Source organism: Corynebacterium sp. c7Ub_26, assembly GCF_053760365.1.
In genome coordinates this window covers 376,812-395,922 of record NZ_JBSNBL010000003.1, presented here as the reverse complement: position 1 = coordinate 395,922, position 19,111 = coordinate 376,812, and the positions used below count along the sequence as shown (strand labels likewise).

The window sequence follows — 19,111 nt, the reverse complement described above, 5'->3', positions numbered from 1 at the left end:
TTGGTTGGCCATCGGGCTCATCGCCGGGGTCTTTTATCGCGAATTCACCAGAGCCCACGATTTCGAAGGCACCACTCAACTATCTGTGGTGCACACCCACTCGCTTATTCTCGGTATGACAATGAACCTCCTGTTCCTTGTCTTTGCCCTCATACTCCGAATCGACAAAGATCGGCGCTTCACCACATTCTTTTGGATTTACAACGCTGGTGCAGCTTGGACCGTCGGATTTCTCGTGTTTCACGGCATTCGTCAGGTCCTCGGTCAAGACTTTCCGGAATCATTGGCCATCTTCGCAGGTATGGGTCACATTATTATCACCGTTGGGTTCGTCCTCTTCTTCGTCATCTTGAATAAATATGTCAAAAGGTGGCAGAGGAAAAATAACGTATCTCAATAGTTGCGTCGTTTTTTGAACACGATTATCCGCAGGCGCTAATCATCGGATGGGTCAACCATTCGGGTGTAATGGAAAGTTTCCTGGACGTTAAATCTTTCCAAGGAGATAGGTAATAACGGGAAACCGACGTAATCTAAATTGCGTAATTACGCACTATCGTCCACCAGCGTCGTTTATTAAAGTCTTTTACCAAAACCCACATTGCCGCGCTTAAGCTATCCCGCCCTCGAAGGGCCCGCGCCTAACTTAAAAGCGGCTTTAGCTGTGCTGTTTAAAGGAGCCCTCATTATGCGTCTACGTTCAGTGGCTGCAGCTATCGCAACTCTGGCGTTATCCGCAACCGGCCTCGTTGCCTGCGGTGATGGGGGTGGGGCCACTCTCGACGGGGCGGGCGATCCCAACATCGTCCGGACCGCAGCTTCGGAACCCCATAACGGACTCATACCCACAAATACCAACGAATCAAATGGTTCCCAGGTACTGGAACTTCTGTATCGCGGCCTTGTGTCCTATGACGAAAATGGTAGGTCCCATAACCAAGTCGCTGATTCCATCAACTCTAATCCAGACAGCACAGAATTCACCGTCCGGCTCAAAGACGGGTGGACATTCACCGACGGAACACCCGTCATCGCAGATTCATTCATCGACGCCTGGAATTACGGAGCAGCCGGTAAAAACGCCCAAAAACAGCAAGACTTCTTCTCAAATATCAAAGGATTTGAGGACGTCAAAGACCCCAGCAGTAGCGTCGAAAAGCTGTCCGGGCTGCAGAAAGTGAATGATAAAGAATTCACGATTACGCTCTCCGATCCGGACTCCCAATTCCCCATCAGCCTCGGCGCGACGCCGTTCTTCCCGCTCCCGCAGTCGTTCTTCGATGATCCGAAGAGCTTTGGTGAGCACCCCGTCGGCAATGGTCCCTATAAGTTAGATGGCCAGAATGCGTGGACTCACAACAGTTCGATCCGAACAGTAAAGAACGACAAATACGCTGGTGACGACAAACCGAAAAACGGCGGTGTCACCTTTAAGCTGTACGAAAACCTTGATACGGCGTACACCGATCTGCAGGCAAGCAACCTTGACATCATCGGTCAGACCGTTCCGCCGACGGCGATGCAGACCTTCAAAGATGACTTCCCGTCCACGCACCTGGTGAAGCCGATCGCTTCCAACGGTGGCTTCGTCATTCCGCAATGGCTCGATCATTTCGGCAACGATGAAGAAGGGCATTTACGTCGGCAAGCGATCTCTATGGCGATTAACCGGAAACAAATTTCCGACAAAATCATGAACGGTACGCGCGTGCCAGCGAAGGACTTTACGGCGACGACACTCGGCGACGTGCCCAATGTCGAAGGCAGCGATGTCCTGGACTATAACCCAGACAAGGCCAAAGAGCTGTGGAAGAAGGCCGACGAGATCAAACCGTACAGCGGGAAACTGGAGATCGCGTACAACTCGGACGGCGGCCATAAGGAATGGGTCGAAGCCGTATCGAACAGTATTCACAACGTTTTGAGGATCGACGCCATGGGTAAGGCGTACCCCAACTTCAAAGCACTCCGAAACGAAGTATCGAGTGGGTCGATTCATACCGCTTTCCGAAGCGGCTGGCAGGCAGACTTCCCTTCACAAGCGAATTTCCTCCAACCCCAATTCGCGACGAATGGAGCATCGAATGACGGTAAATACACCAACGCGGAATTCGACAACCTCCTGAAAGACGCGTCGCAGGAAAGCGACCAGAAGAAAGCGCAGGAAATCTACGCGAAGGCGCAGGCGATTCTCATGCGGGAGCTCCCCGAAATCCCGTTGTTCTACTACACCGCCTCTGCCGCGTGGACTACCTCGCTGTCGAACGTGAATTACGACTGGAAAGGCGTCCCCATCTTCACCGACATCACGAAGAGCTGACCCATCGATAAGGCTCCCCCACGATAAGGACCCCTCATGCTTTGGTATATCGGAAAACGATTATTACAGATGGTGCCCGTCTTTCTCGGCGCAACATTCCTCATCTACGCCATGGTGTTCCTCACCCCCGGCGACCCCGTCGCTGCACTAGCCGGGGATAAACCCCTGAGCCCGGAGATTATCCACTCCATCAGCTCGCAATATCACTTAGACCAGCCATTTATCGTCCAATATCTCCTGTACCTCAAGGGGATTTTTACCGGTGACCTGGGGCAAACGTTCTCCGGACAAAGCGTCGGCACCGTTCTGGGAAATGCGTTCCCCGTCACGATTCGGCTGGCTCTGATGGCCATCGTTATTGAAACCGTATTCGGTATTGGTTTCGGTGTTCTCGCCGGGTTGAAGAAAGGTGGGCTCTTCGACTCCACCGCCCTCGTCATCTCTCTTTTCATTATCGCGGTGCCGATCTTCGTCATCGGCTTCGTCGCCCAGTTCCTCTTCGGAATTAAGTGGGGGATCTTGCCAGCCACCGTCGGTGCGCAGGGCGACTTTAAACACCTCCTCATGCCTGCCTTTGTGCTGGGGCTAGTGTCCTTCGCCTACGTATTGCGGTTGACCCGATCAGAAGTGGCTGAAGCGCTGGGCCGGGACTTTGTGCGTACTGCATATGCCCGAGGAATGAGCAAACCACAGGTCATCCTCCACCACGTGTTGCGGAACTCCATGATCCCCGTTGTGACGTTCATCGGCGCTGACCTCGCAGCGCTCATGGGCGGGGCGATCGTCACCGAAGGCATCTTCAACATCAACGGCGTGGGTGGTCTGGTCTATCACGCTGTGATGTTGGGCGAAGCGCCGACCGTCGTGTCCGTCGTCACGGTCTTAGTCATTATCTTCGTCGTATCGAATCTCCTTATTGACCTGCTCTACGCACTTCTTGACCCGAGGATCCGCTATGCCTAATCCATCACACACACCCGCCCACAGGTCATCAGCAGGAGAAACATCAGCAGAATTGCCGACGACTCACGGAGGGAATTCATTGGCAGCGGAAACTCATTCCCCGGCGGCGGGACGCCATGAGAGACACGAGGGCCACGGTGCCGGACTGGTTACGTCGTCGCGAACGGAACGGTGGGTCGCTGAAACGGTGGCCGCGGATGAACCATCGCGTGACGATCTCCTGGCGGACAAAAAACCGCTGAGCACGTGGGCAGAAGCCTGGCAGCGGTTACGGCGTCGGCCCCTGTTCTGGGTATCAATGGTGATTATTCTGGCGGTGCTGCTGGTTACGTTCTTCCCGGGACTGTTCACATCGACGGACCCGAAAACTGCTGAACTGAGTAAATCGCTGGAGGGGCCGGAAGCCTCGCACCCCTTTGGTTTCACTCGACAGGGTTACGACGTGTACTCCCGCACTCTGTACGGAGCGCGCGCCTCGGTCGTGACCGGCGTGTCCGTCACAATCGTCATCACGATTCTGGGGACGATCATCGGCTCGGTGGCCGGCTATGTCGGTGGCTGGCTGGACGCGGTGCTGTCCCGCCTGACCGATATTTTCTTCGCGATACCGCTGATCCTTGCGGGCATCGTTCTGATGCAACTGTTCAGCGAGCGCAATACGCTGACTGTCATCCTGGTGCTGTCCGCATTCGGCTGGCCGCAGATGGCGCGCATTGTGCGTGGTGCGGTCATGACGGTGAAAAACAACGATTATGTCATGGCGTCGCGTGCGCTTGGTCTCTCGCAGTGGAAGATTCTGCTGCGCCACATCATTCCTAACTGCCTCGCGCCCATCATCGTTATGGCAACGACGTCGCTGGGCATCTACATCGTGGCGGAAGCAACGCTGTCCTACCTGGGCATTGGATTACCACCACAAACGGTGTCGTGGGGGAATGACATCTCCACGGCGCAAAACACCCTCCGAGCAGCGCCGTCGACGCTGTTCTACCCCGCGGGTGCCCTGGCCATCACAGTGCTGGGCTTCATCATGCTGGGGGATGCGTTAAAGGATGCCCTCGACCCGAAGGAGCGTACGGCCTCATGACATCGATCCCACATTCTGCGAACCGACACTCCGCGGAGACGCAATCCACGAATAAACCGAAGCACAGCGTTGGCACGCAAAATTCCAGCGACGATACCCGCCCGCTGTTGCAGATGCGCGACGTTGATATCGCCTTCGGCGGGAAGAAGCGGCCGGTACCGACGGTGTTTGGGGTGAACCTCGACATTTACCCGGGGGAGACTGTCGCGATCGTCGGTGAATCTGGTTCGGGTAAATCCACGACGGCGCATTCGATCATCGGTTTGCTCCCTGGTGGGGGCCATGTGACCGGCGGCACCATCACGTTCGACGGCCGGGATATCACGCACACGTCGCCCAAGGAGCTCGCGGCTCTTCGCGGTGCGGACATCGGCCTGGTCCCGCAAGATCCCATGTCGAACTTGAACCCCGTCTGGAAAGTAGGTTTTCAAGTTAAGGAGGCCTTGAAGGCCAACAACGTCGCGACGGGGTCCGCGGCCCACAAGCGGGCTGTCGAGCTGCTCTCGGAGGCCGGGCTGCCCGACGCCGATAAGCGCGTGAACCACTACCCGCACGAGTATTCGGGCGGCATGCGCCAGCGCGCGTTGATCGCGATCGGTTTGGCGGCGCGACCGAAACTACTTATTGCCGACGAACCGACGTCGGCACTGGACGTCACCGTCCAGCGGCACATCTTGGACCACCTGGATTCATTGACCCACGAACTGGGAACAGCGGTGATGCTGATCACTCACGACCTTGGTTTGGCGGCCGAGCGCGCGGATCGGATCGTCGTGATGAGTCAGGGGCGCGTTGTGGAATCGGGTTCTGCGCTGGAGATTCTTCAAGATCCTCGGCACCCCTACACGCAAAAGCTGGTGGGGGCGGCTCCCTCGCTGCGGGCGCGACGTCATGACGTCATTGAACAACGTGAAAAAGTGGCCCACGAGGCCGAAGAGAGGGCCCTCGAGCGCACCACGGGGCCGCACGCGGCGCAGGATGGCGACGTCGAGCACATTATTGAAGTCCATGACCTGGGGAAGGATTTTCCGATCCCGGGTGGCCCGCCGTGGAAGAAGAGCATGTTCACGGCTGCCGCAGATGTGAATTTCTACATCCGACGCGGGACCACAACGGCCCTGGTGGGGGAGTCTGGTTCAGGCAAGTCCACCGTGGCGAAGATGATCCTCGGCCTGCTGCAGCCGACCCGGGGTTCGGTCACGTTTAATGGGCGCGATGTCACCGCTTTGAACCGAAAGCAAGAGCTTGCTTTCCGACGGAGGGTGCAGCCTATTTTCCAAAACCCGTTTGGGTCGATCGACCCGATGTACTCGGTGTTCAACACCATCGCGGAACCGCTGAAGATTCACAACATTGGGAATCGAGCGAGCCGCGAAAAGAAGGTTCGCGAGTTGTTGGACCGCGTGGCTATGCCGGCCGCAATGATGCACAGGTTCCCGTCGGAGCTATCCGGGGGTCAGCGGCAGCGCGTTGCAATTGCGCGCGCACTGGCCTTGGACCCCGATGTCGTCATTTGCGATGAGGCGGTGTCTGCTTTGGACGTGCTGGTGCAGTCGCAGATCCTGAGCCTTTTGAATGAGCTGCAGGCGGAGATGGGACTGAGCTATTTGTTCATCACCCATGATCTTGCGGTGGTGAAGCAGATTGCCGACGACGTGCTGGTGATGCGTCAGGGGCGTTTGGTGGAGCGTGGAGCAACGGATGAGCTGTTCGACCATCCGCGCGAGGAGTACACGCGTAACCTGATTGATTCAATCCCAGGTGGGAGCATCGACCTGGGCGGTGCGTAGCGGGTGTAGGTTTCACAGCCCCGCCCCGCATTTAATCGGCGATGGCGTCGAGTGGACTAATACGCGATGCTCGTATGCCAGGCCAGACCGCAGCGATGATGCCAACGACGGCGGATGCGATGAGCATTGCGATGATCTGTTCCCATGGAATGACAGTGCGCATAATGCCTTGTGCTTTCATGACGTTCATGAACATCCACCCGATGTAGAGCCCGATTATGACCCCAATAATCGCACCATAGAGGGACAATTGGATACTTTCGAGGGTGATCATGCGGCGTACTTGCCCGCGCACCATGCCCACGGCACGAAGCATCCCGATTTCTTGATGACGTTCAACAATACTGAGCGCGAGCGTGTTGATAATCCCAACAATTGCGATCACCACCGATAGAGCCAGCAAACCATAGAGTATGGACAAAAGTTGGTTAACGAGTTGTGCTTGTTGGCCCTTGAATTCGTCCCGTGTTTGCACTTGGACAATGACGTAGTGCTTGACCTTGTCTTTGATCCTCTTCTGCATGGTGACGTCATCGACGGTGTGGTCGGTGCGGATCGTGGTCATGAGGCTTCGCCACGTGTGTTTATCAGGACTGATCTTGTCGATATCCACCTGTGACACCAGTGCGGTGGGGAAGAGTTTGCTGTCCATGATCCCGATGACAGTAGAGGTGGTGCGTGCGTCGGCGGGCGCTCCACCTTCGGATATAAGCCCGCCAGTGGGAACCGCGCTGGCGGCCGTGAGTGCGTCTATGTCGACGGTATCGCCCACGTGGAGGTCGTGCTTCTTAGCAAAACTGGCGTGAATAACAGTTCCGCCGCGGGAGAGGTCCTCGCTACCTTCTTTCATGTTGAGATCGAAGTAATTGTGCGGATTGTTGGGTGTGAAGATCACATATCCACGGTTCTTGTCGTCCCCTCGTAGCGTGGCGTGGGCCAGAGTGTAGAAGGGGGCAACCCCCGTGACACCATCGACAGATGCAATGTCCTTATTCACACCGCCGGGGAGAGAAAATGGGCTTCCCGTTGTCGCGCCGGGCGGCGTTGCGACGAGGTCCGCGGTGATTTCATTGTCAACAAGGTCCGACACGGTACTTTTCATGGAGGCACCGATCATGCCGACGGAACTCACGAGGGCGAGCCCGAGGGTGAGAGCGAACGCAGTAGTAACAGTTCGTCGGGGGTTTCTCGAGGAGTTGGTGGCCGCAAGTTTGCCGACGGACCGCCAGGGCAGTCCAAGGACACGCCCTATCCCACTGACGAGCGGGAGAGACAATGCGGCGGAAACTGCGATGGTACCAACGATGATGGCCACGGCCCCGATGCCGAGGAGGATCATGCGGTTCCGTGCCGTGAAGTCGTCGGCATAGCTTCCCCACCACGCGAGGGCTGCTCCCCCACCAAGAACGACGAGCCCAGTGAGGGTCCGGCGAAGCAAGGGCGCGGATTGTGTCGTGGCGTTCATCGATTCGACCGGTCGTGTGGAACCTGCCCGCCAGGCAGGTGCCCATGCGCTCACCAGGGTGACAATGATGCCAATAATCAGCGGCCACACCATCGATTGCCATGTGAGGGGGATCGAGGAATCGGGCATGTCAAGACCTGTTTTACTGAGTCCCGCAACAAGGAGATGAACGAGCCCGAATCCGGCAGCGATCCCGATGAGTGATCCGACAATCCCGACAATCAGGGCCTCGATGAGCACAGAGCGTGTGATTTGTCCTCGCGAGGCACCCAGGGAACGTAGGAGTGAGAATTCACGGATACGTTGGGCCACAATCATGGAGAATGTATTCGCAATGATGAACGTGCCGACGATGAGCCCGATAGCCCCGAACGCCAGAAGGAAGTAGTTGATGAAGGTCAACTGGTTGGAAATACTCGACGTCATCTCTTTGGACGCATCCTCGCCGGTTTGGACCGTGCTCCCAGGTACAGCGCGGGAGATGGACGTCATAACCTGCTGTTGATCCGCGCCGGGTGTGATAGCGACGTTGTAGGAGCTGATGCCGGTGCCGGCGAGTTTGCGAAATTGGTTGGGATTCATGGCGACGCCGGCCCACCCACCGAAGTTCGTTGATGTCGTATAGAACCCGACGACGGTGACGTCGGTACGCATGGTGGGTGTGGCGACGATCAGGTGGTCACCGAGGGAAATGTTGTTTTTCTTAGCTGCGTTGCTGTTGAGAGTGGCTTCCCCTGACTTGGTAGGGGCGTGTCCTTTGGTAATAGACCACGCGGTGTTGGCTTGCTCGCCGTCGGGATAGTTGGGGAGGATTTGTGCCGTTGCTCCGCCGGTATCGATCATGGTGCCGTCGTCATGGGCGACGGCCACGTTCATGTCGGTCATCTCGTTGGTGGCGCGGACACCGGGAATGTTGTTGATGGCGTCGCGTTGGTGGGCGAAGTCGTTAGCACGGCCAGGTTTGAGGGTGATGTCGACGCCGTCGTACATGGTGATGACGATTTCGGTGAACGCTTTGTTCAGCGTCGCGGTGAAGATGAACGATCCAGAGACGAACGCTGTGCCGAGAATGACGGCGAGGACGGTGAGCGCGAGCCGAACTTTGTGCGCGCGGAGGTTCCGAAAGGAGAGCGTCCACATGGGATGGTGGCGCAGCTGATTGTTGGGTGTGGCGGATGCGTTCATGAGGCCTGGTTATCCGGGTTGTCGATGGTGGCCATGGTGGTGAGGATGGCTTCTGTGGTGGGGTCGGTGAGTTCATCGACAATGTGGCCGTCGGTGAGGAAGATGACTCTGTCCGCATAGGACGCTGCGCGGGGGTCGTGGGTGACGGTGACGACGGTTTGGTTGTAGTCATCGACGACGGATCGGAGGGTGGTGAGGACCTCGGTGGACGAGTTGGAGTCGAGGTTGCCGGTGGGTTCGTCGCCGAAGATGATGTCGGGCCGGCCGATGATTGCCCGGGCGCAGGCGACGCGTTGTTGCTGGCCCCCGGAGAGCTCCGAAGGCCTGTGATCGAGGCGCTCCGTGAGGCCGAATGAGGTGACGATGTGCGTGAACCACTCCTTGTCGACACGATGGCCACCGATGTCCATGGGTAGCGTGATGTTCTCTGAGGCAGTGAGTGTAGGAACCAGGTTGAAAGACTGGAAGACAAAGCCGATGCGGTCGCGTCGGAGCCGGGTGAGTTGCTTGTCGTTGAGGGTGGAGAGGTCTGTGTCGCCGACGAAGGTGGAGCCTTCACTGACGGAGTCGAGCCCGGCCATGCAGTGCATGAGTGTGGATTTTCCGGATCCGGAGGGGCCCATGATGGCGGTGAATTCTCCGGTTCTGAATTCGACGGAGACGGAGCCAAGTGCGGTGACGCGGGTGTCGCCTTTGCCGTAGTACTTGGAAATGGCCTCTGTCCGGGCAATCGGGGCATTGGCGTTGGCTGGTGTGGAGGACATGAGTAAGCCTAGGGGTATGTAGGGTTTTCTTCAGATGTGTGGGCGGCGGGGGTCTCAGGTTTTTCTGTGTGGGGGAAAACAGTGGTCTCCGGCGCGGTGTAACCAGGCTGTAGGGAGCGGGGTAAGCGTTTATCGCTATCGAGTTTGGTCTTGTGCCCCCATTGAATGACGGGGACGGAATTGGGTTGTGTATCCTCCGTGGAGGTGTTTGTCGTGTAGTCACTGGGTTTCGACGAGAACGTGAGCGAATTCCCCTTGGTTAGGGCAAATCCGATGTTTTTGAGGAACCGGGACGGCGACATCGGCGAGCGGTATGCCTCGAATAATGAGACAAAGTCGGAATCATGGAGTGCGATTCGTGCTGCGTGAACCTTCTTTTCGCTATCCCAGAACGTAGTGTCGGCCACCGGCGTAGCGCTGTCGGCAAGTTGCCAATATAAGGGCAGTGATTTGTCGTGCCCGATACGCGCGTTAGATTGTCGCGATTGGCGGGCAGCGAGTGGGTTTGCCAACCCCATGGGGTCCACGACCCGGACATCGAGCGGCGCATTCATGCTGGTCATCCGCAGGTTGATGTAGGAGACCGTGACGGGGGTGTTATCTAGTCCACTGGCTGTGCGGAGTACGTCGTCGTAGTGGGTTGTGGCGTCATCGACAGTCCACGACTTCTTGCCAAGCTTTTCCAAGGCCTCTTTTTCTTCAGGAGTGGTGAAGTTGGGGATGGGGGTCCAGACGAACCGTATGTCTTTATAGGGTTTGGTGGGGACAGCGGCAAAGGGCTGGACGCGGGGGCCGTCGGTAGTAAAGCCCTTATCTGGGGCTTCGTCGTGAGACGAGTCGTTCACGTGGGGAATAGTCCCTCCGAGCGAGCCCGTGTAGTTGATCATGGTGGGGGCGGCCAAAAAGTCTTCCGCCCTGGTCAGGGGGTCACGGGCTGAGTGGCCAGTAAAAGTAGTCCAGAATTCGCGTTCATCGACGATGTCGAGGTGCTTAAAATCTGCGACTGTCGTGGGCTGGGTAAAGGGGTGACCAGCGCATAGGCGGATAATTCCCCATATTCCAATACTCGCGCATCCCGCAATGATGATGATTGCCGACGCAGCCAGTGGCTGCTGCGTCGAGCGGGAATGCTCGTGATGCCTTTGCCATGAGTGCCCGTCAACCGTCGGGAGTTGTGCTCGTGCGGATGATGCACGCGCGAAGCGGCTGGGGATAACAGCGATGGGCATGACCAGGGCGAACAGGGGGAGAAGCCACATGCGTCCGTGCATGAAATCGCCACCGATTCTGATGACGTAGAGCACGTGCAGTATCCCGCAGGACACCATGATGATCACGGGGAGCGGAGTTCGGCGCCCGTCGGCCCGGAGCACTGCGATACCGATGATGATCGCAATAGGAATGATGAGCCACAGCCAATACGGGTTAGCAAAATCGAGGACATAACGCCATCCCTGTTTCCAGTCGGAGCCGGAGGCAGATGTCGCAACCGCAGTGTTGGGGACCAAGAGGCCGTAATAGCCCGCTCGGAAAATCTCGTAGAGAAGGGGAAGTGGAACTGCCCACGCGAGGAGCGTCCAGCGTCGATGAATAACGAGGAGTACGACGATGGTGGCTGCTCCGTAGAGTGCAAGCTCGGGGCGGACTAGCCAGCTCAATCCGGCCCAGAACGCGAGGGCATAACTCGAGCGAGGAAGACGGAGCCGAGAATGACCCCTAGGTGTGCTCGCTGGTGTTGCCTCGTGGCGTGCGTTGTTCCAGTACACCATCAGGAACCACAGCACAGCGATCCAGAAGATGGAGAGCCCCCACTCCAACCCCGAGGTCGCGAAGTCACGTGCTGGCGGGAGGAAGATATAGAGCAGTAGCCCACAGGGAACAAACAGGGCCCCCGGTGAGCGGTGAAGAGCAGCCGATCCCAGAGCAGCAATCGCGACCGCGAGGACTGAAAAGAACAGGCCTGTGTAAATGGCTATGGTCTCTAGGCGCGCCGATGAGACCGCGGCAATTGCGTAGATAATGTATTGCCACACAACGGATGTATTGGCCTCGACGCGCTCGCCTGCATTAAAAACAGGACCATTACCAGCGAGAAGATTACGGACCGTGCGTACCACGATGAGTCCGTCGTCGCTAATCCACCGTCGCTGCCACCCACCGATAGCGAAGATCACAGCGACGGCCAACGTACTCATCCATGAAGTGATGACGGAGAACCGAGCGCTCGCTGACTGTGCCGCACTATCTGTAGCAGGCGTGTTTTTGTCCTCATACCCGGCGGTTTTAGCGTCGGATGAATGCTGCTCGGGGTCCCTCGTGGCCATGCCAGGATACTAACACTTGGGCCGGACATAGTTGCCCCCAATGATGGCGCAGCTATCCACTCAGCCCCAGTGTGTGAGTCAGATCTGGCGCCATCACGATGATGGGCCGGTGGAGGTTGGGATCGGTCCAGCTCAATTGCGTGGAACGCAGGCATAGGGGCTGGTGCCATGCTTCATCAACATGCTGGTGAGCGTCGATAGCTTCGGGCAATATCCGCGGATAGACCTGGTCGCCTACAATGGGCACTCCCAGGGAGTTAAGGCACATTCGCAGCTGGTGGGTCTTCCCCGATAGCGGGTGCATGGTGTAGAGGGCATAGCGAGTGTCACACAATGGATCCCCGAACCAGTTGTGATAGAGCTCCCGAAGTGCGCGTTCATCGTCGTCCGTCAACATGCGTATCGACGAAATGACGGTCTCGGCATTGGGCTTTCCGGGTTTCAGCCGCGCCTGGATAAAACCGTGTGTCTTTTCCATGCGTTGGTGGACGTGAATGCCGTCGTCCTCGAGGCTGATAGTGCCGGAGTCGATGGCGACATGCTCTATCTCGGCGCGGACAGTGCTTTCCGCGAGAACAGGGTGGTAGGGGGCGATAGCCTGGTATGTTTTCCGGACTTGCCGACGCGCGAACAGCGTTTGGTATGGCCCGCGATAGCGAGGATGAGTAGTGAACAGTAGAAGTCCAGAGGTCTGGCGGTCGAGCCGATGGGCTGGAACGAGGTTGTCATTGCCGGTGGCCCGTCGAAGACGGACGGTGGCTGTTTCCGTGATGTGCCGGCCCCTGGGCATCGTCGCTAAAAATGGTGGCTTATCGACGACGAGGATCCCCGGTGACGAAAACACCGGCGTGCAATGCCCGGGAACGGGGGTTTCGTAGGCAGGCATGCGGTAGAACCACATTTCGTCATGTGGTTGAAGCAGGTCAGTGGGGTTGAGGACGCGTCCCCGGCCATCGCGAACGAGCCCGGCGGTGAACCGTTCTGCGCGGGCAGCGGCGGTGTCGGAGGGGTGGCGATGCCGCTCAGAGGAAATCAGGTGCTCGAGGAAATCATCGGCCGTAATCGGCGCTGCACCTGCCGGTACACGGGCATGTGAAGGATTAAGCCCGTCACGAATTCCAAGAGCACGAACCATGCAGACCAGCATAAAGGGCGCGCGCAGGGTGCCAGTAGTGAGGCTCGCGGGACCACGCCTGACGGCACGGAGTGAGAATCATGGACGGAATTGGCCGTCACCGTTGTTATGGGTTGTAGAGCGAACACAACAAAGAATCTCGATAGCTAGAACTTCGATAGATAGAACCGTAGGAAGGGTGTTCATGGTTAACCCAGATAATCCGTCATCAGACCAGGTGACGACGGGCCACGTACCATCAGACCAGCCGTCCGATGCCAGCACCAACGACCTCCGCAATATCGAACTTGGTCTTCTTGACCTTGTCCCGGTGAGCGAGGGCATGACAATGTCGGACGCTCTCCACGCGACGATCCGTTCAGCCCAAGCGGCGGAACGTGCTGGCTACGACCGCTTTTGGCTCGCCGAGCACCACAACTCAAAGTCGTTGGCGTCGTCGGCAACCACGATCATGATTGGGCAAGTGGTGGCGGCTACGCACTCTATTTCGGTCGGCGCGGGCGGGGTGATGCTGCCTAATCACGCGCCTCTTCACGTTGCGGAAGAGTTTGGCACCTTAGACGCTCTCTACCCGGGCCGGATTGAATTAGGGTTGGGACGAGCCCCAGGCACCGACCCGATGACGGCGCAGGCCTTGCGTCGGGGGAAGTCGGATGTGCCGGATTTTGAGCACGATCTAGCCGAGCTGCGCCGCTACATGGGTCCGATGGCGCACCGCGTCAATGCCTTCCCGGGATTGCGCAGTCACGTGCCGTTCTTCATGCTGGGCTCATCGGAAAATGGTGCGATGATCGCGGCGCACGCGGGTCTCCCGTTCGTGTTTGCCAGCCATTTTGCTCCTTTCCGCTTGTCGACGGCACTCGAGACGTATCGCAATAACTTCGCTGCAGGAGCTTATGGCGATCGCGCCGATGGCAATACTGCCGACGGTGAAAGCGCCGATGGTGTCGTTGGCAGTGATGCTGCTCGGGGTGGCGCTGCGTCGGGGTGGTCGTTGAGCAAGCCGCACGTCACTGTGGGGGTCAATGTGATGGTGGCAGAGACCGAGGAGAAAGCTCGCCATCTGTTCACGACGCATGAGCAGAGCTTTTATGGGATTGTGACGGGGACTCGTGGGCTGTTTAGGCCACCGAAGGATGTGAGGGACGGCAATGTGATGGCGTGGCAGCAGGTGGATGCGGCATTGCAGGTAAACGCCGTGGGAACGCCGGATCAGGTGAAGAATAAGATTGCCCGCATTGTTCAGGCGACGGGAGCGCAAGGCGTTATTACCTCTATTTACGCCTTTGACGTGGAGGATCGGCTGAGGGCGATTGAGATGCTGGGGGAGGCGGTGAGGTCCTGACACCTGCTTTCTCGGCTCATATCTGAAAACAACTCCATTTCGGGGGTAGTATCGTGCACCTTGGGGCTATACCACCGCGACTTATGGGGGTACCCTGAGAGGTGGCAAGGGTGTTGCCCGTCGGCTCTGATAAACGGTGCACCGGCAGCAACATTACTGCACAGAAACTAGTTTCGCCTTAGTAGCGCAACGCATTGTGCGGGCAATAACGCTCGCATGAGTGACCTCGAAAGTGGGATGTCATGGTGAAGCAAAACGTTATTGTTGTTGCCGTTGATGGCTCTGCCGCCTCTCAGACGGCTGCCCGGTGGGCTGCGAATACCGCGCTGAAGAGGAAGGAACCGATCCGCCTGGTCAGCACGTACTCGATGCCTCAGTTTTTATACGCGGAAGGCTGGGTTCCTCCGCAGGAACTCTATGATGACCTCGAAGCAGAGGCCATGGAAAAAATTGATACCGCACGCAAGATCATTGCGGAGTTCGACGAGTCCGTTGAGGTCAGCTATCAGGTGGAAGAGGGCAACCCCATCGATATGCTGCTCGATATCTCCCAGGACGTCACCATGATTGTCATGGGGTCGCGTGGCCTGGGCGGCTTTTCGGGCATGGTCATGGGCTCCGTTTCAGCCGCTGTCGTCAGCCACGCGAAGTGCCCCGTCATCGTTGTGCGTGAAGAGTCCGACGTATCGACGGCGACGAAGTATGGTCCCGTCGTCGTCGGAGTTGACGGTACGGGGGTTGCTGAGAAGGCAATCGAAATGGCGTTTGCCGAGGCTAGTGCCCGTAAGGCCCCGCTACGTGCCGTTCACACGTGGATTGATATGCAGGTTCAGGCTTCCCTTGCCGGGCTGAATGCGGCCCAGAAGCAATGGGAAGAAATTGAAGAAGATCAAAAGCGGCTGCTCGCTGAGCGGATCAGTGGTTATAAGGATAAGTACCCCGATGTGGAGGTCGAGCAGATTATTACTCGCGACCGCCCAGTTCGGGCACTTGCCGACGCTTCCGAGGATGCGCAATTACTGGTTGTTGGTTCCCATGGTCGCGGTGGATTCCGCGGTATGTTGTTGGGATCGACGTCACGCGCGCTGCTGCAAGAAGCCCCGTGCCCGCTGATGGTCGTCCGGCCGGAAAGCAAGGTATAGGCGCGACCCGGCGTCTGGGCGCTTACAGTGGGACTGCTACCTCAGTCGCGGTGTCGTGTGGCTTTGGGAACACGCTAAGTAGTAAGTTGGTCGGTTGATGGATGTAGATGCCATCAGAGCCCTTACTCATAGGCCATTGGGCTCTAGGCCCCACGACACCAGTAGACAAGGAGAGTGACGGCGAGGTGCCAGCTGCAAAAACAACGACTCGTCGTCGCCGGGATCGGCCGAGCCCCCGTCAGCGATTGCTTAAAGCTGCCACCCGTCTATTCACTACCGAGGGAATCCGGGTTATCGGTATTGACCGCATTCTCCGCGAGGCCGACGTCGCTAAGGCCAGCTTATATTCTTTGTTTGGATCCAAAGATAACTTAGTCATTGCCTGTCTAGAGCAGCTTGACGAACAATGGCGGTCGAGCTGGCATGAACTCGCTGATCAGCGCGAAAAACCGCAAGACAAGATTCTGGCGTTTTTCGATATCTGTATTAGCGAGGAGCCGGGGAAGAATTATCGGGGGTCCCATTTTCAGAATGCGGCGAGCGAATACCCGCGCCCGGAAAATGATGGGGAACGGGGAATTCGCCAAGCAGCATTGGAACACCGTCGGTGGTGCCGCGACACGATGGCGGAGCTGCTGACCAAGAAGTACGGCTACGCGTCTCGGACTATTGCGGAACAGATCATGGTTTTCTTGGATGGGGGCCTAGCAGGGGCGAAGATGAGCCGCGACGTCGTTCCGCTTCAAATTGCCCGGGAACTGGCACGGCAGCTGCTATCTGCGCCACCCGGTAATTACGTCATTTAGACCCAACATCCTTATACGCGCACGTCGTTATATGGCATCCAGTCACTGACCACAGGGAACACAACCTGCATCAGAATCAGCACTACTGCCGCGATGAGATGAGCACGAGTGCCTCGATTGCGCGAAACCAGGTGGGGCCGGGGAGGTGCCGCCAAATCCATGCGTACATGTGGTGTTCTCCTTAATGTGCTCACATCGAGGTGGAGTGAGCACTTTTTAACAGGGGCAATGGCCCTTAGCTTTCTAGTTCGGCTGGTGTTTTGTATCCATCTTTAGCTTCAACACGGTCAAGGACGGCGTGAATCACCATACGCTCGGCATTGGAGAACTGCGGGTGACACGTGGTCAGCGTGATCATGGACAGCTCAGCGGACTCAGGGGTGGAGTCCTCTTTCCCAGGAACCGGGGCGATCGTGCTGATATTGCTCGGGGTCGTGATGTAGCGTCCACGAATGGAGGCATAATCGCCTGTCGTCGCCTGTTTAGCTACCGCCGGCGATGTGCAGTGTGCCAGGGCGGCTTCACGGTCGGCACCTTTTTCGTCGATAGGAAGAACGCGATACACCTACCAGGATTCACGAGTTTCGACGACGATTGAGTCGCAGGTTTTGAGGTATCCCAAGTCATTAAACGGAGCACCTCGGCCGACACGGTGCCCTGCGAGTGCGAAGTTTCCTTTGTCCCCGGGGTTTTGAGTTCTGGTGTAGTGCCCGGGCCCGCGGCTGAGGTCACTGGCAGACGTACCCTGGATAATGGCGTAGTTCCAGTCTGAACCGAATGTGGGAATGCGCAGCTTTCCCATGGCTTCGCCCTCGTCGGCATTGAGGGTGTTGCGTGCGTTGGCCCATTTGTCTTCGAGCTGGCTTTTGGCCTGTGACTGTTCGTGGTCGGACTGGATATTGGTCCAGTAGGCTTCGTAGATCACAAACAGCATGATGACGATGCCGATGGTAAGGATGAGTTCTCCTCCGACACCTAAAATTTTCGACGCCGTGCTGGTCTGACCCCGGCCGGTACCGGCTGATACCGATCCACCTGACGATGTCGTGGCGTTATCCGTGGATGGTGTGGATGGTGCAGTGTCGGCGCTGGTCTGTGTAGTGCTGGTGCTGGAATGCGTAGCGCCAGTATCGGCCGGGTCGGATTGCTGCGCGGCAAGTTCGCCGGGCGAAATCGGAGACGTGACTGTTTCCTTACTATGGCGAGCCATAGACGGCAGTGTACGGCAGATAGAAGCACTTCTGCGAAAATCGTTGTGTGAGGTGGATGGGTTCCGTACCGCCCGCTGCCCAGGTAACTGATATCCCTCTTGAGGTAGGAACTCTCTTGTTGGAACACTATTGTCTTATGGTGGTGTTCCTGACTAGTTAATAGGAGCGGTTCAGGAATTGTTGTGGCCCTCACGCAGATAACTTGAGAGGTAGTGCATGATCTACAGTCTTTTCGCGTATCCGGTTTCGGGAGTGATCAAACTGTGGCATGTGCTTCTCACGGCCTTAGGTGCAGATCCGATTTCGTCGTGGATCGCGTCCTTGTTTTTGTTAGTCATGACGGTCCGGCTTGTTCTGCTTCCCTTTGCGTATGCGCAATATAAGTCGACCCGCATTCAAGTGAATCTGCGTCCGGTCATTAACCAGATTAGGGAAGAATACAAAGATAAGCCGGGGACTGCGGCCCGGAAGGAGCGTATAGCCAAGGAACAGAAGGCGCGAAAAGACGCAGGTTATCGGCTTAGTGCTGGGTGTTTACCGGTCTTTATCCAGTTGCCCTTCTTCTTAGGTTTATATCGCGTATTGATTCATATGGCTCGGCCGAAAGGTGGTCTCGGAGCCACGCAGCATCAACCTATTGGTTTCTTAACCAGTCAGGATGTGGGGCAATTCCTTCAAGCTAAGGCTTTTGGTGTCCCCTTGCCGGCCTATGCAGCTATGGCTTCGTCGCGTTTACACGAAATGGGTACGGATAAGTCAACGATATATACCCTTGCCGTCCCGTTAGTTCTTATCGCCTCGACTTTTACGACGATTAACATGTCGTATTCGACGTACCGTAGTTATCGTCAGTTGGAGCATGACAATCCCATCGCTGTGAGGATGCAGAAGATCATCATTTCTATGGCGGTTATGGGTAGTGCCAGCCCTTTGTTATTCGGGCTGACGAGTCCGGCTCCTGTGGCCATTTTGTTTTACTGGGTGGGAAATAACTTGTGGACGATGAGCCAAAACATTTTGCTTTATCGAACAATTGATAAAAGGTTTCCCTATACTCAGGAATTCCGTGAGCATTATGCGCGGACAAAGGCTGAGCATGATAAGGAAAAGCACGCCAAGAAAGAGAAAAAGCGCACTCTCAAGCGAAATAAGTGGCGCCGTCGAGGGAGCGGATTGGTACGTCCTTGGCGAATCCCGGCCCTGTGGTTGGAAGGTCACCGGGAGAAAAAGGCCTATAAACAGGAGAAGAAACAGGCGAAGCTGGATAAGAAACAAGAGAAGAGAGAGAAGAGAGCCGCTGATCGTGAGGCCGATAGACAAGCTCGGCAAGCCGCGGCGGCAGTGGCAGCCCGTGCGAACAGACCTCAAATTAAAGCGATTGGGACTGGTCGGCACGCTTTGAAAGAGCCACTAGAAACCCCAGAGTTGGATGAGAAGCGGAAGAAAATCATCGCAGCACAGACTCACGGGGCAATGGTGCCACAACAAATAGCGCATACCGCGAAGAAACCAGCGAAGCGCCGTGGCCCGTCGTATTCGGGTTGGGGGCCGCACGACTAGGCCGGGATTCTGTT

At 57.0% G+C, this 19,111-nt stretch carries 15 protein-coding genes; 9 read left to right on the top strand and 6 right to left on the bottom strand.

Annotated features, from left to right (window positions below; all coding sequences use genetic code 11):
- From ACWORE_RS07430 to ACWORE_RS07410, 5 genes are all read left to right on the top strand, one after another.
- Positions 1 to 400, top strand: a 400-nt coding sequence (locus ACWORE_RS07430; protein ID WP_455303330.1) for a DUF2871 domain-containing protein, incomplete at its 5' end; no start/stop codon positions are given.
- A 288-nt stretch (positions 401 to 688) separates the two neighbouring features.
- Positions 689 to 2,320, top strand: coding sequence for a peptide ABC transporter substrate-binding protein (locus ACWORE_RS07425; RefSeq protein WP_455303328.1), 1,632 nt, complete (start codon positions 689 to 691; stop codon positions 2,318 to 2,320).
- Positions 2,321 to 2,356: 36 nt separating this feature from the next.
- Positions 2,357 to 3,283, top strand: a complete 927-nt coding sequence (locus tag ACWORE_RS07420; protein WP_455303327.1) for an ABC transporter permease — start codon at positions 2,357 to 2,359, stop codon at positions 3,281 to 3,283.
- A complete protein-coding gene (locus ACWORE_RS07415) occupies positions 3,276 to 4,370 on the top strand; it encodes an ABC transporter permease (RefSeq protein WP_296136737.1) in 1,095 nt (364 codons plus the stop codon). The genes ACWORE_RS07420 and ACWORE_RS07415 overlap by 8 nt, the downstream gene beginning before the upstream one ends.
- Positions 4,367 to 6,160: a dipeptide ABC transporter ATP-binding protein gene (locus tag ACWORE_RS07410; protein WP_455303325.1), complete on the top strand. Its 1,794-nt coding sequence runs from the start codon at positions 4,367 to 4,369 to the stop codon at positions 6,158 to 6,160. The genes ACWORE_RS07415 and ACWORE_RS07410 overlap by 4 nt, the downstream gene beginning before the upstream one ends.
- Positions 6,161 to 6,191: 31 nt before the next feature.
- Here the strand turns inward: ACWORE_RS07410 and ACWORE_RS07405 are convergent, their stop codons facing one another.
- The 4 genes from ACWORE_RS07405 to ACWORE_RS07390 are packed head-to-tail and all read right to left on the bottom strand — an operon-like array spanning position 6,192 to position 13,033.
- Positions 6,192 to 8,810, bottom strand: coding sequence for an ABC transporter permease (locus ACWORE_RS07405; RefSeq protein ID WP_455303324.1), 2,619 nt, complete (start codon positions 8,808 to 8,810; stop codon positions 6,192 to 6,194).
- Positions 8,807 to 9,574, bottom strand: coding sequence for an ABC transporter ATP-binding protein (locus ACWORE_RS07400; protein WP_455303323.1), 768 nt, complete (start codon positions 9,572 to 9,574; stop codon positions 8,807 to 8,809). Before ACWORE_RS07400 ends, ACWORE_RS07405 begins: the two co-directional genes overlap by 4 nt.
- An 8-nt stretch (positions 9,575 to 9,582) precedes the next feature.
- The gene (locus ACWORE_RS07395) at positions 9,583 to 11,898 is read right to left on the bottom strand and encodes a hypothetical protein (protein ID WP_455303321.1); all 2,316 of its coding nucleotides are present in this window, start codon (positions 11,896 to 11,898) and stop codon (positions 9,583 to 9,585) included.
- Between the two features lie 52 nt (positions 11,899 to 11,950).
- Positions 11,951 to 13,033 (bottom strand): pseudouridine synthase, encoded by a 1,083-nt coding sequence (locus tag ACWORE_RS07390; protein WP_406605371.1) that lies wholly within the window; start codon positions 13,031 to 13,033, stop codon positions 11,951 to 11,953.
- A gap of 184 nt (positions 13,034 to 13,217) precedes the next feature.
- Here ACWORE_RS07390 and ACWORE_RS07385 point away from each other — a divergent pair, with 184 nt between their 5' ends.
- From ACWORE_RS07385 to ACWORE_RS07375, 3 genes are all read left to right on the top strand, one after another.
- Positions 13,218 to 14,378, top strand: a complete 1,161-nt coding sequence (locus ACWORE_RS07385; protein WP_406605372.1) for an LLM class flavin-dependent oxidoreductase — start codon at positions 13,218 to 13,220, stop codon at positions 14,376 to 14,378.
- 242 nt (positions 14,379 to 14,620) lie between these two features.
- The gene (locus ACWORE_RS07380) at positions 14,621 to 15,520 is read left to right on the top strand and encodes a universal stress protein (protein ID WP_455303319.1); all 900 of its coding nucleotides are present in this window, start codon (positions 14,621 to 14,623) and stop codon (positions 15,518 to 15,520) included.
- Positions 15,521 to 15,705: 185 nt separating this feature from the next.
- Positions 15,706 to 16,326: a TetR/AcrR family transcriptional regulator gene (locus tag ACWORE_RS07375; RefSeq protein ID WP_012730784.1), complete on the top strand. Its 621-nt coding sequence runs from the start codon at positions 15,706 to 15,708 to the stop codon at positions 16,324 to 16,326.
- A 235-nt stretch (positions 16,327 to 16,561) separates the two neighbouring features.
- Here ACWORE_RS07375 and ACWORE_RS07370 read toward each other — a convergent pair whose 3' ends face one another.
- The gene (locus ACWORE_RS07370; protein ID WP_406605374.1) at positions 16,562 to 16,891 is read right to left on the bottom strand and encodes a class E sortase; all 330 of its coding nucleotides are present in this window, start codon (positions 16,889 to 16,891) and stop codon (positions 16,562 to 16,564) included.
- Positions 16,892 to 17,536, bottom strand: a complete 645-nt coding sequence (locus ACWORE_RS07365) for a class E sortase (RefSeq protein WP_455303316.1) — start codon at positions 17,534 to 17,536, stop codon at positions 16,892 to 16,894.
- Between the two features lie 217 nt (positions 17,537 to 17,753).
- Here ACWORE_RS07365 and yidC point away from each other — a divergent pair, with 217 nt between their 5' ends.
- Entirely contained in the window at positions 17,754 to 19,097 is a 1,344-nt protein-coding gene (yidC, locus tag ACWORE_RS07360) for a membrane protein insertase YidC (RefSeq protein ID WP_455303314.1), read from the top strand.
- Positions 19,098 to 19,111 lie beyond the last annotated feature (14 nt).